This is a genomic window from Microbacterium sp. LMI1-1-1.1, assembly GCF_040815675.1.
Classification (GTDB): Bacteria; Actinomycetota; Actinomycetes; order Actinomycetales; family Microbacteriaceae; genus Microbacterium.
In genome coordinates, this window is record NZ_JBFPNN010000009.1 from 107,532 (window position 1) to 123,903 (window position 16,372).

At 67.6% G+C, this 16,372-nt stretch carries 16 protein-coding genes; 7 read left to right on the top strand and 9 right to left on the bottom strand.

The window, feature by feature from the left end; genetic code table 11:
• Nucleotides 1-50 precede the first annotated feature (50 nt).
• Both trxB and trxA read left to right on the top strand, forming a co-directional pair.
• A complete protein-coding gene (trxB, locus tag MRBLMI1_RS13875; protein ID WP_367733841.1) occupies nucleotides 51-1,037 on the top strand; it encodes a thioredoxin-disulfide reductase in 987 nt (328 codons plus the stop codon).
• A 62-nt stretch (nucleotides 1,038-1,099) separates the two neighbouring features.
• Complete coding sequence (gene trxA / locus MRBLMI1_RS13880) at nucleotides 1,100-1,423, top strand: thioredoxin (RefSeq protein ID WP_367733843.1); 324 nt, start codon at nucleotides 1,100-1,102, stop codon at nucleotides 1,421-1,423.
• Nucleotides 1,424-1,574: 151 nt separating this feature from the next.
• Here the strand turns inward: trxA and MRBLMI1_RS13885 are convergent, their stop codons facing one another.
• The 9 genes from MRBLMI1_RS13885 to rpmH form a co-directional block, all read right to left on the bottom strand.
• Nucleotides 1,575-1,922, bottom strand: coding sequence for a tryptophan synthase subunit alpha (locus MRBLMI1_RS13885; RefSeq protein ID WP_367733844.1), 348 nt, complete (start codon nucleotides 1,920-1,922; stop codon nucleotides 1,575-1,577).
• Between the two features lie 82 nt (nucleotides 1,923-2,004).
• On the bottom strand, nucleotides 2,005-2,976 hold the full coding sequence (locus tag MRBLMI1_RS13890; RefSeq protein ID WP_367733845.1) for a ParB/RepB/Spo0J family partition protein: 972 nt from the start codon (nucleotides 2,974-2,976) through the stop codon (nucleotides 2,005-2,007).
• Complete coding sequence (locus MRBLMI1_RS13895; protein ID WP_367733846.1) at nucleotides 2,976-3,902, bottom strand: ParA family protein; 927 nt, start codon at nucleotides 3,900-3,902, stop codon at nucleotides 2,976-2,978. Before MRBLMI1_RS13895 ends, MRBLMI1_RS13890 begins: the two co-directional genes overlap by 1 nt.
• 2,249 nt (nucleotides 3,903-6,151) lie before the next feature.
• Nucleotides 6,152-6,784 (bottom strand): 16S rRNA (guanine(527)-N(7))-methyltransferase RsmG, encoded by a 633-nt coding sequence (gene rsmG / locus MRBLMI1_RS13900; RefSeq protein WP_367733847.1) that lies wholly within the window; start codon nucleotides 6,782-6,784, stop codon nucleotides 6,152-6,154.
• A gap of 1 nt (nucleotide 6,785) precedes the next feature.
• Complete coding sequence (locus MRBLMI1_RS13905; protein ID WP_387054932.1) at nucleotides 6,786-7,289, bottom strand: protein jag; 504 nt, start codon at nucleotides 7,287-7,289, stop codon at nucleotides 6,786-6,788.
• A gap of 13 nt (nucleotides 7,290-7,302) precedes the next feature.
• Nucleotides 7,303-8,358, bottom strand: coding sequence for a membrane protein insertase YidC (yidC, locus tag MRBLMI1_RS13910; protein ID WP_367733850.1), 1,056 nt, complete (start codon nucleotides 8,356-8,358; stop codon nucleotides 7,303-7,305).
• Between the two features lie 3 nt (nucleotides 8,359-8,361).
• On the bottom strand, nucleotides 8,362-8,718 hold the full coding sequence (yidD, locus tag MRBLMI1_RS13915; protein ID WP_367733852.1) for a membrane protein insertion efficiency factor YidD: 357 nt from the start codon (nucleotides 8,716-8,718) through the stop codon (nucleotides 8,362-8,364).
• Nucleotides 8,715-9,053, bottom strand: a complete 339-nt coding sequence (rnpA, locus tag MRBLMI1_RS13920; protein WP_367733853.1) for a ribonuclease P protein component — start codon at nucleotides 9,051-9,053, stop codon at nucleotides 8,715-8,717. Before rnpA ends, yidD begins: the two co-directional genes overlap by 4 nt.
• An 8-nt stretch (nucleotides 9,054-9,061) precedes the next feature.
• Entirely contained in the window at nucleotides 9,062-9,199 is a 138-nt protein-coding gene (gene rpmH, locus MRBLMI1_RS13925) for a 50S ribosomal protein L34 (RefSeq protein ID WP_013584598.1), read from the bottom strand.
• A 412-nt stretch (nucleotides 9,200-9,611) separates the two neighbouring features.
• On the opposite strand from rpmH, the gene dnaA reads away from it, so the two are divergent.
• The 5 genes from dnaA to gyrB all read left to right on the top strand — a co-directional run bounded on the left by dnaA (nucleotide 9,612) and on the right by gyrB (nucleotide 16,357).
• Nucleotides 9,612-10,922: a chromosomal replication initiator protein DnaA gene (gene dnaA, locus MRBLMI1_RS13930; protein WP_387055263.1), complete on the top strand. Its 1,311-nt coding sequence runs from the start codon at nucleotides 9,612-9,614 to the stop codon at nucleotides 10,920-10,922.
• A 449-nt stretch (nucleotides 10,923-11,371) separates the two neighbouring features.
• Nucleotides 11,372-12,523, top strand: coding sequence for a DNA polymerase III subunit beta (dnaN, locus tag MRBLMI1_RS13935; protein WP_367733855.1), 1,152 nt, complete (start codon nucleotides 11,372-11,374; stop codon nucleotides 12,521-12,523).
• 48 nt (nucleotides 12,524-12,571) lie between these two features.
• A complete protein-coding gene (recF, locus tag MRBLMI1_RS13940) occupies nucleotides 12,572-13,723 on the top strand; it encodes a DNA replication/repair protein RecF (protein WP_367733856.1) in 1,152 nt (383 codons plus the stop codon).
• Nucleotides 13,716-14,204: a DUF721 domain-containing protein gene (locus MRBLMI1_RS13945; protein WP_367733857.1), complete on the top strand. Its 489-nt coding sequence runs from the start codon at nucleotides 13,716-13,718 to the stop codon at nucleotides 14,202-14,204. The genes recF and MRBLMI1_RS13945 overlap by 8 nt, the downstream gene beginning before the upstream one ends.
• Nucleotides 14,205-14,323: 119 nt before the next feature.
• Complete coding sequence (gyrB, locus tag MRBLMI1_RS13950; RefSeq protein ID WP_367733859.1) at nucleotides 14,324-16,357, top strand: DNA topoisomerase (ATP-hydrolyzing) subunit B; 2,034 nt, start codon at nucleotides 14,324-14,326, stop codon at nucleotides 16,355-16,357.
• Nucleotides 16,358-16,372: the final 15 nt, after the last annotated feature.

A 16,372-nucleotide genomic window follows, 5' to 3' on the forward strand; every position in this document is an offset into this window, starting at 1 on the left:
GCACTAGCATGGGTTTCATCCGACGGAATCAACGAAGGGAACGCGCTACCGTGCGTCACGTCATCATCATCGGATCCGGCCCCGCCGGCTACACCGCCGCGATCTACGCCGCCCGAGCCAACCTCGAGCCCCTCGTCGTCGCGAGTTCCGTCGAAGCCGGCGGCGATCTCATGAACACGACCGAGGTCGAGAACTTCCCCGGTTTCCCCGACGGCATCCAGGGTCCCGACCTCATGGCGAAGATGCAGGCGCAGGCCGAGCGCTTCGGTGCCGAGGTCCTGTACGACGACGTCGTCTCGCTCGAGCTGGACGGTCCCGTCAAGAAGGTCACCCTCGGCAGCGGCAAGGTGCACGAGGCGGCGACCGTGATCTACGCGACCGGCTCGGCGTACCGCAAGCTCGGCCTGGAGGGCGAGGAGCGCCTGTCCGGCCGGGGTGTGTCCTGGTGCGCGACGTGCGACGGCTTCTTCTTCCGTGAGCGCACGATCGCCGTCGTCGGCGGCGGTGACTCGGCCATGGAGGAGGCGAACTTCCTCACGAAGTTCGCGTCGAAGGTCTACGTCATCCACCGCAAGGACTCCCTACGGGCGTCGAAGATCATGCAGGAGCGCGCGTTCGCGAACGAGAAGATCGAGTTCGTCTGGAACAGCGAGGTCGCCGAGATCCTCGGTGACGAGGCCGTGAACGGCGTGCGTCTCCGCTCGACCGTCGACGGCACCGAGCGCGACCTCCCCCTCGAGGGCCTCTTCGTCGCGATCGGCAACGACCCCCGCACCCACCTCGTGCACGACAAGCTCGAGCTCACCGAGCAGGGCACGATCTGGGTCGACGGCCGCTCGTCGCGGACCTCGGTCGACGGCGTCTTCGCCGCCGGAGACGTGATCGACCCGACCTACCGTCAGGCCATCACCGCCGCGGGCAGCGGCACCGTCGCCGCCCTCGACGTCGAGCACTTCCTCGCGGCCCACGGCGCCGCGGGTGCGCCCGCGACCGCGGACAGCCTCATCGAGGGCCTCCCCGACGCAGCGGTGGTCTGAGGAACAAACCTCGGGCCCGCGCTGTTCGACTCTGTAACGCTTCCATCTAAGGAGATATGCACATGACCGCCAAGGCGACGACCTCCGCGACCTTCGAGCAGGACGTCCTGCAGGCTGACGGCCCCGTCCTCGTGGACTTCTGGGCCGAGTGGTGCGGCCCCTGCCGCATGGTCGCTCCGGTTCTGGACGAGATCCAGTCCGAGAACCCGGACAAGATCACGATCCTGAAGCTCAACGTCGATGAGAACCCCGACCTGGCCATGAAGTACCAGATCACCTCCATCCCCGCGATGAAGGTCTTCCAGGGCGGCGAGGTCAAGACGACCATCATCGGCGCGAAGCCCAAGTACGCACTCGAGCAGGACCTTCAGCCCTTCCTCGGCTGAGTCCGCGCGAGAATTCGACCCCGTCAGCTCCGGCTGGCGGGGTCTTCTCGTTGAATGGATGCCACACGGTGGCATCCAGCCCCGAGCATCGCGAGCGGGTTCACAGCGACGAGGCCGACGCTGCTGTCCGTTCCGCGGCGCCGTGACGGGCTCAGGAGACGTCGAGGCGGATGCTGGCGTCCCACCGGCGATGCTGCTCGTCCTCGCCGAGGATGCGCCACACGGCGCGCGTGAGGGCCGGGTAGTCGAGCGCGATCTGGCGCAGCACACGATAGTTGCGCGCGCGGTTCGGGCGGACACCGCCGTTCTCGGCGATGTTCTCCGCGCGGAGGGTCAGCACTACGAGCTCGTCGACGGTCGGCAGGTCGTCCATGAAGTCCCACGGGTCTTCACCACCGCGAAGACGCTCGTGGATGAGGACGGACAGCTCATCGGACGCCTCGGCACGCAGCAGTTCGAGACTGGCGCGGCGGCGGGAGGAGGGGTCGTTCGCTGGCACCCATCAAGGGTACGCCGGACGGCGGACACCACGGGCGGCGCGTCGTTCTCGCCCCGCGAACACGGAACGGCCCGTCGGCGCCTCAGCCCGTGTAGCCGTCTTCCCCCAGCACCGCAAGGATGCGGTTGAGGTCTTGAATGCTCGCGAAATCAATGCTGATCTGGCCTTTTTTAGCACTGAGAGAGACGCGCACCTTGGTGTCGAATCGATCGCCGAGACGGCCGGCGATGTCGTCGAGTCCGGCCTGGCGCGATCCTGCGGTCGCCTTCTGCCGGACCGGCGCGACGCCGGGCATCTTCGCAGCGGCCTCCGCTGCCCGGACGGACAGATCCTCGTTGACGATCTTGTCCGCGAGCTTCTGCATCGCCTCGGGGCTGTCGAGGGAGAGGATTGCGCGTGCGTGACCGGCGCTGAGCACACCCGCCGCAACCCGCTGCTGCACCGGCACCGGCAGACGCAGCAGACGGATGGTGTTGCTGATCTGCGGACGGGATCGGCCGATGCGGGTCGCGAGCTCCTCCTGCGTGATGCCGAAGTCCTCGAGGAGCTGCTGGTAGGCGGACGCCTCTTCGAGGGGGTTCAGCTGCGAGCGGTGCAGGTTCTCGAGCAGGGCGTCGCGAAGGAGGTACTCATCCTCGGTCTCGCGGACGACGGCGGGGATGGACTCCAGACCCGCCTCGCGCGAGGCGCGGGTGCGCCGCTCACCCATGATGAGCTCGTACGTGCCGTCCTTCTTGTCGCGGACGACGACGGGCTGCAGAACGCCGAACTCGCGGACCGAGTGGACCAGCTCGGCGAGATCCTCGGGATCGAACGTCGTGCGCGGCTGCCGCGGGTTGGGCACGATGGATGCCGGGTCGATGTGCACGAGCCGGGCACCGGGCACCGTGACGAGGTCGTCCGACGCGGGGGACGCGGATCCGGTGGCGTCCTTGACCGCATTGTCCTTGGCGGAGTTGTCCGGGAAGAACACGTCGACGGGCCGCGCCTCGGAAGGCTCCGCCGTGGGGATGAGGGCGCCGATACCGCGGCCCAGACCAGTTCTCTTCGCCATCAGGAGTCCTTCGTGGAGTTGTCGCGAGCGACGATTTCGACCGCCGCTTCGCGGTAGGCGATCGCGCCCGCCGATTGGCCATCGTACGCGATGACCGTCTGTCCGAAGCTCGGCGCCTCCGACACACGGACGGAACGGGGGATGACCGTGCGGAGAACCTCGTCACTGAAGTGCGAGCGCACCTCTTCGGCGACCTGCTGCGCGAGGCGGGTGCGGCCGTCGTACATCGTGAGCAGGATGGTCGACACGTGGAGTCCGGGGTTCAGATGCTTCTGGATCATCTGCACACTTCCGAGCAGCTGGCTCAGACCCTCGAGCGCGTAGTACTCGCACTGTATGGGGATTAGCACCTCATCTGCGGCCGTGAAGGCGTTGATCGTCAGCAGACCGAGGGACGGTGGGCAGTCGATGATGACGAAGTCCAGGTGCGTCTCGTCGAGCGCCAGGTACTCGTGGAGCGCACCGCGCAGGCGGTGCTCTCGCGCGACCTGCGATACGAGCTCGATCTCCGCACCGGCGAGGTGGATCGTGCTGGGCGCGCAGAGAAGGTTCGGAGACTCCGGGCTGGTCTGAATGATGTCCGCCAGCGGGAATTCGTCGATGAGGACGTCGTACACACTCGGCGTGTCAGCGTTATGGGGGACACCGAGTGCGGTGGAGGCGTTGCCCTGCGGATCGAGGTCGATGACGAGGACCTTCGCTCCGACAGACGCGAGCGCAGCCGCCAGGTTGACCGTGGTGGTGGTCTTCCCGACGCCACCCTTCTGGTTCGAGACCGTGAAGACCCGCGTGCGGCCACTGAGCTCGACGGTCACGGCTTCCAGCGCGCGTCGCCGGGCAGAGAGATCCGCGATCTCACGGGCGATGGGGGAGTCTTCGAGGGCTCCGGATGCCACGGAGTCGCCGGATTGTTTCACGTGAAACACACTTCCTCTTCGCCGGTGGACACTTCCGCCAGTCTAGCCGCGGCCACCGACGTTCCTCCGCGCCGGGTGGGGTTCGATGCCGTGTCGACCGCCGCCCGGCGAATGAGGAGGGCATACGCGAGCAATGCCGCGCGCGTTCACGTGAAACATTGAGCGATGCGCTCAAGGGGTAGGTCACAAGGGACGCGATGTTTCACGTGAAACGTTCGCCGGAGTACGGAGCGACTGGCGCCTCGGGGTGTGGCGTGGTGGTGTGGCCCGGATTGCCGCGTCCGTGACTTCGAAAGCGGGGCGAGCGCAGAAGATGTTTCACGTGAAACATCGCGAGGGAGCGGTGCGGGTGACCGGAGACACGTGGTTGTCCCGTGGGGAGTGGGCGAACCCCATAGCCACCGCGCCAAGGTGCCGTGCCCGAATAGCTCCCACATGTATCGCGCCCATGAAACCTCGTTTCAGCACTCAGCGTTCGTGTGTTCTCCACCTGCGATGGTCCGGTGTTTCACGTGAAACATCTGCGAGCACTCGATCTTGGCGAACGACACCTAGGCCCTGCGGAGTGACAATCCCGGCAGAGCACGCTGCGGAGTATCCTCACGTGCGGCAATGCCGGAACTTCGGCGCCTCGAGAGTCGAATCGGTCACTTTACGAAGAGGCGGCTTATCCAGCAGTACACAGCGAGTGCCGCGACCAGCCATCGCCATGCGCGGGCTTGCTCGCGTGCAATAACGCTAGGTCGGCATTGCCCAACCCGGTGCATGGGACGCCTCGCCGGGGGTTTTGACACCCTGGACGCAGTCGGAAGATTGGCGGCGACGGTGGGATGTTTCACGTGAAACAAGGGACAAGACCGCTCCACGCCGTGTATCAAGCAATGGAATGCGCACTCACCTCATCAGCTCGCGACGCGACAGTCACTCACCCACACCGGCGGAAGTGCGACCCGACCGCTCTGTTGGCGACCACCGTCAAACGACAGGCGACGCACGGATACGACCATGACGGCACACGATCCGGCCGAGACGCGTGCGATCATCGTGATCGCGCGAGGTCGGGTCACGTCCGCACTCGCCGTCGCAAGATCAACCCTCGCTGATCCGAAGCGCAGCCACCCCGACCACTGCCGCCGGCAGGACACCTTCAGGTCGAGACGACGTATTTTGAGGACGCAGGCTCCTGTGCGCTCCACACGGGCGTGTGACCTCCGCGGTATCCCCACACGGCTATCCGGGGGACCTCCAGAATCTCAGCTCACCCGTCGCACCACGTTGCGATCACGTCATCTCACCGAGAACACGCTCTCGAATGCCAAGACCTGCGCCCAGCCGACGCGACCACGCGATCCCCGCAACACGGCCGCCCCCACCACGAGCGGAGGCGCCGCCACCACGTCGCAGGCCGCCGTCCGCCGCCACCATCACCGACGCAAGATCGTCCCCACCGCCAGGAGCGTGCCTGCTCATAACCGGCACTCCCGTCACAGACGAGGGCACCGCCCCCGACCGCGACCCCCCCCAGCGCATCAGACCTGGCCGCGGACACACCCTCACAACACTTCAGGCGTGATTCTTCGGACCGTTCGTGCGACCTCGACTCCGCGCGAGCAGCGGCGCCACGGGGGAGCGACCATCATTGAGCGCCCGCAGCCAACACGCGACCGACGGCCCGCGCGGACACACGATGCCGCCGAGATCTCACGCTTCGACGCACACCGAACGTGTGCGATCGAACCGAGCGTGCGACCTCGATTCCGTCCGACCCGCAAGTCCGGGGCGGCGGGCATCACCGGCACCCGCGCCCGACACCAGCACGCGAGATCACGCGATCTTGCCGAGATCACACGCTCCCGCACATGCGAGCATGTGCGGTCAGCGAGATCACGTGATCTCGGCTGCACGACCACACCGCCGCGAGCGAGCCACGGCCGTCGCACCGCCGGCCAGTCACAACAACGGCCGGCGAGATCACAGGACCCCGCCGAGATCACTCGCTCCGACACACTCCGAACGTGTGCCCTCGAATCGAACGGGCGACCTCGACGTCTACCGAGCTAACGCACCACAGGGTCGCGCCGCCGAAGACGCCCGCAGCCTGCACGCGACATCACGCGGTCTCGCCGGAGATCACGCGCTCCCGACCACGCTGACGGGTGCGGTCGACGGGATCACCTGATCTCGCGAGAGCAGCGAGACGGCGGCATCCATCCGCACCCATCGAGCTGACAAAGACGCATGTTTACATGCGCCGCGAATCAACGTGTGACGGTGGCGACGAACACGCGCGTGGGCTCGGCGACGATGCCCTCGCCGACGACCTCGACGCGCACGTCCTCGAGCCCGAAGGCCCGCATCTGCTTGGCGGCCTTCGTGACCTCGGCGTCGACGTTCGCGCCTTTGAGGAGGACGAGACGACCGCCCGGTCGCACCAGGGGAGCGGTGAACGGGAGCAGCGTACGCAGAGCGCTGACGGCGCGGGCGGTGACGGTGTCGAACACGCGGCCCTCCGTCCATTCCTCCCCGCGCATGCGGGCGACGGTGACGTTGTCGAGGCCGAGGTCGTCGACCTGCTCCGAGAGCCAGGCCGTTCGGCGTTCCATGGGCTCGATGAGCGTCCACTGGACGTCGGGCCGGGCGATGGCCAGGACGAGGCCCGGCAGTCCTGCACCCGACCCGATATCGGCCGAACGTCCCTCGAAGAAGGGTGCTGCGACGGCGCTGTTGAGGATGTGCCGGGTCCACAGGCGAGGCACTTCGAGGGGTCCGATGAGGCCGCGCTCCTCCCCGTGGCGGGCGAGGGAGGCGGTGAACCGGCGGGCGAGTTCGATGCGGTCGCCGAACACCTCGGCCGCGCGGGGCGGCTCCGGCTCGAGAACGGAGTCGCTCACCTCAGCCGCGGCGCAGGACGGTGTGACGGTCCGCACCCTCGCCGAACGACTCCGACGAGTACCCGCGATCCGCGGCGATGTCGTGGACCAGCTTCCGCTCGTAGCTCGACATCGCGGGCAGCGACGCCTGCGACGCCCCCTCGTCGAGACGTGCGATCGCACGGTCGACCAGGTTCTCGAGCTGACGCTGACGCGCGTCGCGCGAGCCGCCGATGTCGAGGATCAGGCGCGAGAAGCGACCGGTCGAGTTCTGCACGGCGAGGCGGGTGAGCTCCTGCAGCGCCTGCACCGTGTCGGGGTGCGACAGCGTGGACAGCGCGGCCACGTCCTCCGCCTCGACCGAGACGTAGGCACGGCCGGCACGCACGTCGAGGGCGAGATCGCCGTCGATGTCGGCGATGTCAAGCAGTCCCTCGAGGTAGTCGGCGGCGATGTCGCCTTCGCTCTCGAGCTCCTCCACGGTGGCGGCGGAATCAGAGGTGATCTGGTCAGACGTCGTCATCATGTTCTCCGGGTCGTCAGGAGGTCGTCGCCGTACCGGTCTCGCCGGCGGGACGTCCGTTCTTCGTGGCCTGCTTCTTGGCGCGCTGCTTGCCCACGGGCTGCTGGCGCTTCGGGGCAGCCGCGCGAGCGCGCTCGGCCTCCTCGACGAGACGCTGCTGCTCCGCCTGGTACTTCTCGATCGGGACGACCTTGCCCTGCGCGTCGATCGCCTTGCCCTTGCGAGCCAGACGCTCCTCGCGCGCCTTGGCGGCGTCGGAACCGGGGGTCGGCATCTCGCGGATGACGACGAACTGCTGGACCATCGTCCACAGGTTGCTGACGAACCAGTAGATGACGACACCGAGCGGGAAGAAGACGCCCGAGAAGATGAAGGCCAGCGGCAGGATGTACAGCATGATCTTCTGCATCTGGTACGCCTGACCGGTCTTGGCCTCGGGCGACAGGTTCTTCGAGATGATCTGCAGCTGCGTGAAGAACTGCGACGCGATCATGAGCACGACGAGCACGAGCAGGATGATGACGGTGACCTGGCCGTCGGGCTGGGTCCACGCGGTGACGAGGTTGACGTGCATGGATGCCACGTCGAAGAGGCGCGCGTCGTAGAACTCCTGCGTCAACTCGGGGGTCAGCAGACCCACACCGCCGATGCCGGCGACCGCGTGACGGGACACGTCGTTGAGCACGCTGAAGAGCGCGAAGAAGATCGGCATCTGCACGAGGAGCGGAAGGCAGCTCGACACCGGCGTCGTACCGTGCTTCTTGTACAGCGCCATGGTCTCGCGGCTCATCGCCTCACGAGACAGCTGGTCCTTCTTGCCCCGGTACTTCTCCTGCACCTTCCGGAGCTCCGGCGCGATCTCCATCATCTTGCGCTGGCTCTTGATCTGCCGCACGAACAGCGGGATCAGAGCGGCGCGGACGATGAGGACCAGACCGACGATGGACAACACCCAGGTGATACCGGCCGCGGGAGCCATGCCGAGCAGGGTGAAGAGCTGGTGCCAACCGACCAGCACCAGCTCGACCGCCCATTTCAGCGGCCAGAGGACAATTCCAATGAGATCCGGCACGGATCAGTCCTTTCGGGAGGGCACGACGAAGCCGTGCGGAGTCAGTTCATGACGGAAGGCCCGGTGAGGACGGACGTCGTCGATGCCACCCTGAGCCCAGGGATGGCAGCGTGCGAGGCGGGCCGCGGTGAACGCGATGCCCTTCACGAGTCCATGCTGCTGCACGGCGCCCACCGAATAGGCGGAGCAGGACGGGTAGTACTTGCACACGTCGCCGTAGACGTGCGAGATGGTCGCACGGTAGCCGTGCAGGAGGGCGAGGCCCGCGTTCCGGGGGAGAAGCGGGACGGATGCCATCATCGAGGCCCATTCCAGCCGCCCGCTGCCGGTCGCAGAGGTCGGGAGAGTCGAAGCGCTCATGCGGCGGCCTTGCGTTCCAGGCACCGGATGACGTCGGCGCGGAGATCGGCGAAGTCCGCGGTCGCCGCGGAGGGCAGCGCGCGGATGACGATCGAGGCGCCCCCGCGGACAGACGGGAGCGCCTCGGCGCACACCGCCTTGAGGCGGCGGCGAATGGTGTTGCGTGTGACCGCGGAGCCGACCTGGCGGCTCACGATGAACCCGAAACGGGCAGCGGCCTGGTCACCCGTCCGACCGACGTAGGTCACGGTGTGCGTTCCGGCACAGCGAGAGCCCCGTCGGACGGTGGCTTTGTAATCCGATCCGCGGGTGAGTCGGTTCGGCTTCGCGAGCACCTGGTACGTCAGGCCGAGAGCTCGGTGCGGCCCTTGGCACGACGCGCGGCGAGGATGCCACGGCCGGCACGGGTGCGCATACGGGCGCGGAAGCCGTGCTTCTTGGCACGACGACGGTTGTTGGGCTGGAAGGTGCGCTTGCTCATGGGTCACTCCGGAGGTGGTGTCGCCCGATGCTCTTCTGCCGGGGACGGGGTCGGGACTGCCGTGAAGGCATAAGTCAACCGACTAAGGCTACGTCGTGCGAGCCGTTAACTCAAACCGACGGGCGACCGCCCATTATCCCCAACCGTTGTCCACACGCCTGGCAAAGACACGCGATGCGGCCCTACAGTGGATTTGGCTCCGCGATGCCCCCGAACTAGCGTGTCTGCGGAACTTATCCACAGGTTCGGCGTTCGTCGATCTGCCACGCGCCGAAGACCCAGGAGGGGTATGTCACTGCACGAAGTACCGGATGTCCCGGTCTGGTCGGCAGTGCTGGACCACCTCCTGACCGATGATCGCATCACCCCGCAGCTGCACGGCTTCCTGAACCTCGCGGTGCCGCAGGGCGTCATGGGCGGGACCCTTTATCTCGACGTCCCCAACGACCTGACCGCGGCGCAGATGAACAAGCGCATGCGCGCGCCCATCATGGAGGCGCTCACGCAGGTCCAGGGCCACGATCCCGAGGTCAGCACCTTCCGGGTCGTCGTGAACCCCGAGCTGATCGACTCCCACCTCTCCTCGCCCTCGACCGCGGACGACGCTCCCGCTCCCGCGGCGCCGATGAGCATGGCATCCCTCTCCCCGATCTCGGAGGCGCCGGTCGAGCCGCCGGCACCGGCCTCGCGCCAGGACACCCGCCTCAACCCGAAGTACACCTTCGACAACTTCGTCATCGGGCAGTCGAACCGCTTCGCCCACGCGGCCGCGGTCGCCGTGGCGGAGGCGCCGGCCAAGGCCTACAACCCGCTCTTCATCTACGGCGACTCGGGGCTCGGCAAGACGCACCTTCTTCACGCCATCGGCGACTACGCCGCGAGCATGTACGCCGGCATCCGCGTCCGGTACGTCTCGAGCGAGGAGTTCACGAACGACTTCATCAACTCGATCGCGAACAACCGCGGCTCGGCCTTCCAGGCGCGGTACCGCGACGTCGACATCCTCCTGATCGACGACATCCAGTTCCTGCAGGGACGCGCGGAGACGCAGGAGGCGTTCTTCCACACGTTCAACACGCTGCACGACCACGACAAGCAGGTCGTGATCACGAGCGATCTGCCCCCGAAGCAGCTGACGGGCTTCGAGGACCGTATGCGCAGCCGCTTCGAGTGGGGCCTCATCACCGATGTGCAGGCGCCCGACCTCGAGACCCGCATCGCGATCCTCCGCAAGAAGGCGCAGAGCGAGCGGCTGCTCATCCCCGACGAGGTCCTCGAATACATCGCGACGGTCGTCTCGTCGAACATCCGCGAGCTCGAGGGCGCGCTGATCCGCGTCTCCGCCTTCGCGAGCCTCAACCGGTCGACTCTCGACATGACGCTCGCGCAGACCGTCCTCCGCGACATCATCGACCAGGACGATGCGAACGTCGTCTCACCGACGGACATCATCACGGCCACCGCGCAGTACTTCAAGCTGTCCGTCGACGATCTCTACGGCTCGAGCAGGTCGCAGGCCGTCGCCACGGCGCGCCAGATCGCGATGTACCTGTGCCGTGAGCGCACGAGTCTGTCGTTGCCGAAGATCGGGCAGCTCTTCGGCAACCGCGACCACACCACGGTGATGTACGCCTACAAGAAGATCAGCGACCTGATGAAGGAGCGCCGATCCATCTACAACCAGGTGTCGGAGATCACCTCCCAGCTCGGCCGCATGCGCTGAGCGCCCGTCTCCCGAAGGGGTTCGTCCGTGTCCGCGGACGAACCCCTTCGTCGTTCTCGGCGGTGAACGGGCCTCACAGGGCTGTGGAAACCCGTTTCTGACACGGTTCTACACAGTGTGGAAAACCTGTGGATAACTCGAAATCTCTGCGGATGACCTGTGTACGACGGGCTGTTAACTGTGGAACCCGGCCGAGCGCTCCCTGTCGCCGATCGTGTTAACACCACCGGCTGTCCGCAGCGCGTCCACAGGTGGATGCCCCCGCGTTCCCTGCTGTTAACAGCGATCGTGAGACTTATCCCCAGATTCCACAGCCGTTAACAAGATGAAGAATCCAGATCTTTGTTAAGGCACATCCGATGACCTCGGGGTTCCGAGAGCGTGCATCCGAGCCGTTCCGGCGTGGGGGCTAGCATGGGGAAGCCATACCCGCCGTCAAGGGAGCGTCCGTGAAGTTCCACGTCAATCGCGATGTGTTCAGCGAAGCCGTCTCGTTCGTGGTGAAGCTCCTGCCTCAGCGCAACCCGCAGCCGATCCTCGCGGGCGTGCTCATCGAGGCCGGTGCCGAGGGTCTCTCCCTCGCCGCCTTCGACTACGAGGCCTCCGCGCGCACCACGATCGAGGCGACGGTCGACGAGCCCGGCACGATCCTCGTCCACGGCCGTCTGCTCTCCGACATCGCGAGCCGTCTGCCGAACGCCCCCATCCAGATCGCGGTCGACGACGACGGCGGCATCCTGCTCACCTGCGGCTCCGCACGGTTCACGCTCGCGTCGATGCCCGTCCAGGAGTACCCGGCCATCCCCGAAGTCACCGGAGAGTCCGGCCTCGTCCCCGCCGACGAGTTCGCGACCGCCATCGCGCAGGTCGCGTTCGCCGCCTCTCGCGACGACGTCACCCCCGTCCTCACGGGCGTCCAGCTCGAGGTGTCCGGCACGCGCCTCAGCCTGGTCGCCACCGACCGTTACCGCGTCGCCCTGCGCGAGATCCCGTGGGACGGCGGCGCCGCCGCCGGCGACGAGACCACGTCGGCCCTCGTCCCCGCCCGCACGCTGCAGGAGGTCGGCAAGACCTTCGCGCACGGCGGTGACATCTCGATCGCGTTCTCCGGCTCCGGCGACCGCGAGATCATCGCCTTCTCCTCCGGCAACAAGACGGTCACGTCCCTGCTCATCAAGGGCAACTTCCCGCCCGTGCGCCGCCTGTTCCCCGAGCAGACCGAGCACCACAGCGTCGTCAACACCGCCGAGCTCGCCGAGGCCGTGCGCCGCGTCGCCCTGGTCCTCGACCGCTCCGCGCCGCTGCGCTTCACCTTCGGCCCCGAGGGCGTGTCGATGGACGCCTCCGGCACCGAACAGGCGCGGGCGACGGAGTCCGTCGACGCGACGCTCGTGGGCGACGAGGTCACCCTCGGCCTGAACCCGCAGTACCTGCTCGAGTCGCTCGGTGCGGTCCGCAGCGAGTTCACGCGCATCACGTTCACCTCGAGCGACAACGCGAACAAGCTCAGCCCCGTGCTCGTCACCCCGCAGACCTCGGTCGACAAGGGCGGCGAGGGCACGTTCAAGTACCTGCTGCAGCCCAACCTCCTCCTGCGCTGAGCGGTCGCCCCCGGTGTCGGTGTCGGAGCCGGCGGGTAGTCTGACTCGGTGATCGTGGAGCAGCTGGGACTGAAGGACTTCCGCAATTACGCGGGTGCCGACGTCTCGCTGGCGGCCGGGGCGAACGTCTTCGTGGGCCGCAACGGTCAGGGCAAGACGAACCTCGTCGAGGCGGTCGCCTATCTGGCCACGCTCGGCTCGCACCGCGTGTCCTCGGACGCTCCGATGGTCCGCGACGGTCAGGACGCCGCGATCGTCCGGGCCCGTCTCGCCCACGGGGAGCGCAGCGTCCTGCTCGAGCTGCAGCTGAACCGGCAGGGCGCCAACAAGGCGCGCGTGAACGGGGTCAACGTCCGCACCTCCGAGCTGCCGCGGTACGCGCAGGTCGTGCTCTTCGCGCCGGAGGACCTGCAGATCGTGCGTGGCGACCCGTCCGCGCGTCGCCGTTTCGCGGACCAGCTGATCATGCAGCGGACCCCTCGCATGGCCGGGGTGCTCGGCGACTACGACCGCGTCGTGCGCCAGCGCACCGCGCTGCTCAAGTCCGCTCGCGCGCGCGGGATCCGCGGCGACGCCCTCGGCACCCTCGACGTCTGGGACGAGAAGCTCGTCGCCCTCGGCACCGAGGTGATCGAGGCCCGCCTCGCCTTGGTATCCGATCTGGCCTCCCCGGTCTCGGACGCCTACGCCGCCATCGCCGGCGCCGACCACGATCCGCGCCTGGAATGGGCGCTGTCCGTGGGCGGGGCCGACCCCGAGGAGGGGGAGTCGATGGATGCCGCCGGCTCGGGGGCACCGCTCGCCGATCAGTTCCGCGCCGCTCTCGCCCTCCGGCGCCCGGCCGAGCTCGATCGCGGTCTCACCCTGGTCGGACCGCACCGCGACGACCTCGTCCTGAAGGTGCGGGGCCTGCCGGTGAAGGGCTACGCCTCCCACGGCGAGTCCTGGTCGGTGGCGCTGGCGCTCCGCCTGGCATCCGCCGAGCTCCTGCGCGCCGAGTCCCGCCTGGGCGACCCGGTGCTCATCCTGGACGACGTGTTCGCCGAACTCGACGCCGGCCGGCGCACCCGACTGGCGGAGCTCGCGGGCGGCTACGAGCAGGTCATCGTCACCTCGGCGGTCGAGGAGGACGTGCCCGAGGGTCTGCGCGCCCACGTCGTGCGCGTCGAGGCCGGGCAGATCAAGGCCGGCGATGAGTGACGACGGCGAACTGCCGGAGACCCTGGCGACGTACCTGCGTCTCCGGGGCCTGGAGCCGTCCCCCTACCGCAAGCGCACGCGCCGCCGACGGAACACCGATGACGAGAACGCGCCGTTCACGCCCGGTCGGGACCCGCGGGGCCTCGGCGACGTCCTCTCCGCCCTCACGCAGTCGTCGGGGTGGGAGCCGCAGCTGGCGCGCGAGGACCTCGTCCGCACGTGGCACGACGTGGCCGGCGCGGACACCGCGGCGCACACCCGTCCGGTCGCCCTCGACGCCGGCACGCTGACCGTGCAGGCGGACTCGACGGCATGGGCGAAGCAGCTCCAGCTCATGCGTGCGCACATCCTCTCGGAGATCATCCGGCGCTTCCCCGAGGCGGGGGTCGAGGCGATCCGCTTCGTGGGGCCGGACGTCCCCTCGTGGAAATGGGGGCCGAGAGCCGTTCAAGGCCGCGGTCCGCGCGATACCTACGGCTAGACCCTCATCCGGATCGATCGGATCCTTTTTCAGCCCGTGACGGGGCGTACACGCGCTCGAAACGACCCTCGCGCGGTAGGATGGAGAGTCCGACGAAACCAGCTGGAGCGCGCGAACTCATGACGTCAGAGAACCCCGACATCGTTTCCGAGGAACCCGAGAAGGCATCGACCAAGGTTCCCAACGAGTACGGGGCAGACGCCATCCAGGTGCTCGAGGGTCTGGAGGCCGTCCGCAAGCGTCCGGGCATGTACATCGGCTCGACCGGTGAGCGCGGTCTGCACCACCTGGTCCAGGAGATCGTCGACAACTCCGTCGACGAGGCCCTGGCCGGCTACTGCGACACCATCGACGTCACCATCCTCAGCGACGGCGCCGTCCGCGTGGTCGACAACGGCCGCGGCATCCCGGTCGACATGCACCGCACGGAGGGCAAGTCGACGGTCGAGGTCGTCCTGACGGTCCTGCACGCCGGTGGAAAGTTCGGCGGCGGCGGATACGCCGTGTCGGGCGGTCTGCACGGCGTCGGCTCGTCGGTCGTGAACGCCCTGTCCACGCGTCTCGAGGTCGAGGTGAAGCGACAGGGCCACGTGTGGCGCCAGTCGTTCCGCGACGGCGGCGTGCCCCTGGCCCCGCTGGCGAAGGGCGAGGCGAGCGACAGCACCGGCACGACGATCACCTTCTGGCCGGATGCCACCATCTTCGACACCATCGACTTCGACTACGACACGCTGCGCACGCGCTTCCAGCAGATGGCGTTCCTGAACAAGGGGCTGCGCCTGAGCCTGCGCGACGAGCGGCCGCAGTCCGTCGTCACCGAGGGCGAGCCGGGCGAAGAGGTCACCGAGGCCCGTCACGACACCTTCCTCTACGAGCGCGGCCTCGTCGACTACGTCGAGCACCTCAACCGCGTGCGCAAGGCCGACGTCGTCAACGACGAGATCATCGAGGTCGAGTCGGAGGACACCGATCGCAAGATCGCCCTCGAGCTCGCGATGCAGTGGACCACGGCCTACACCGAGAACGTCTTCACGTACGCGAACACGATCAACACCCACGAGGGAGGCACGCACGAGGAGGGGTTCCGCGCGGCACTGACCACGCTCGTGAACCGGTACGCGCGCGCCAACAACCTCCTCAAGGAGAAGGACGACAACCTCACCGGCGATGACATCCGCGAGGGGCTCACCGCGGTGATCTCGGTCAAGCTGTCGGAGCCGCAGTTCGAGGGTCAGACCAAGACCAAGCTGGGCAACACGGAGGCGAAGGCGTTCGTGCAGAAGGTCGTGGGCGACAAGCTCGGCGACTGGTTCGACCGCAACCCCGGCCAGGCGAAGAACATCATCCGCAAGGCGATCGATGCGGCCACCGCACGTCTCGCCGCCCGCAAGGCGCGCGAGACCGCGCGTCGCAAGAGCGTCTTCGAGTCGGCCGCCATGCCCGACAAGCTCAAGGACTGCACCTCGAAGGACCCGTCGATCAGCGAGATCTTCCTGGTCGAGGGCGACTCGGCCGGCGGCTCCGCCGTGCAGGGCCGCGACCCGCACACGCAGGCGATCCTCGCCCTCCGCGGCAAGATCCTCAACGTCGAGCGCGCGCGCCTCGACCGCGCCCTGGGCAACAAGGAGGTCCAGGCGATGATCCAGGCCTTCGGCACGGGCATCGGCGAGGACTTCGACATGGCCAAGGCGCGGTACCACAAGATCGTGCTGATGGCCGATGCCGACGTCGACGGTCAGCACATCACGACGCTGCTCCTGACGATGCTGTTCCGCTACATGCGCGGGCTCATCGAGGCCGGGTACGTCTATCTCGCGCAGCCGCCGCTCTACCGCCTCAAGTGGAGCAACCACGCGCACGAGTACGCCTACAGCGACCGCGAGCGCGACGCCATGCTCGTCCAGGGGCAGGCCGCCGGTCGCCGCATCCCGAAGGACAACGGCATCCAGCGCTACAAGGGTCTGGGCGAGATGAACGACCACGAGCTGTGGGAGACCACGATGGACCCGGAGACCCGCACGCTCAAGCAGGTGACGATCGACGACGCGGCCTCCGCCGACGAGATCTTCTCGGTCCTCATGGGCGAGGACGTCGAGTCGCGCCGCGGCTTCATCCAGCGCAACGCCAAAGACGTGCGCTTCCTCGACATCTGACTCTCGCCGACTGAC